This window comes from Pseudoalteromonas sp. Isolate3, assembly GCF_022398505.1.
Classification (GTDB): Bacteria; Pseudomonadota; Gammaproteobacteria; order Enterobacterales; family Alteromonadaceae; genus Pseudoalteromonas; species Pseudoalteromonas apostichopi.
Map to the genome: position 1 here is coordinate 1 of NZ_JAKEVN010000263.1, position 1097 is coordinate 1097.

Sequence of the window (1097 nt, forward strand, 5' to 3'; positions counted from 1 at the left end):
GAAATTACTTGGTTTTTTACTAAAGGTGATCAGATTTAAAATTTTTGGTATAGTGTCATAGGATATTTCAGTAGCAGGAATACTATTAAAACTGTTAATGTATTTTTCATAATGTCCTTGCCAGTATTTAAATGGTTGAACTACGAATAATTTTGATTTGTTATCTAACACTTTTATTCCCTAATCAACTTTACTAATTTTTTTGCTAAGAAAACCCATGAAAAATCAATCTTAATTTTTGATTGAACTTCTGCCGGTACCTTATAAGAAAGATCTTCATTTTTTAAAACAAAGCCAAGAATTGCTTTTGATAATGCAACCTCATCACTATGTTCTACACTCGTTATACTTTTGTGATCGTCAAAAAGGCCATCAATAGCCTCTCCCTTTAAGTGTATTACTGGGCAACCTTGTGATAAAGCTTCCAAGTAAACTAACCCAAATGTCTCATTTATTGATGGGAGGGCCATGACCGCAGATTGAGAGTATAATTTAGCTAATTGTAATTTTGAATCAGAATACTCTATAACCTCAACCCAATCTGGAATAGAGTTAACGCCGCAAATATCTTTAAATTTCTCAACACTCCCCCCTAAAGCAATAAATTTAAGTTCATGTTCATGCTTTTTTAAATTAACTATAGTTTCATATAACTTATTAATCTGTTTATTAAAACAAAACCTTCCGACAAAAAGTACTGTCTTACTGGGCTCTTTTTTAAAATGTTGCTGAAACCAAAAAGAATCAATTCCATTTGATACAACTTCACATTTTGATAACTGAAAGATTTTAGAGTACTTACTTATCACTTTATTTCTGTATGAGGGACTAATAAAGATAACTTTATCTGAAAAATCAACAACCATCTTAAGAAGCCAACGATAATAGAATAGTTTTGGTAGAAAGATACTTAAATCTGCACTTCTTACTGTAACAACTAACTTTTTATTAAAAATTCGAGCAAGCAAGAAACCAGCAACACCATCTGACCACAAAGTATGGCAGTAGATAACATTACATTCTCTAATTTCTTTCCTATAACAAGATAATAACCAAAAGAAAACTGTTAATACTTTCAACATAGGAAAGTATTTAAG

General features: G+C 30.4%; 1 protein-coding gene. It reads right to left on the minus strand.

All coding sequences use genetic code 11. The features are described from left to right. Positions 1-173: 173 nt before the first annotated feature. On the minus strand, positions 174-1097 hold a 924-nt coding region (locus L1D46_RS20730), incomplete at its 5' end, for a glycosyltransferase family 4 protein (RefSeq protein ID WP_239978177.1).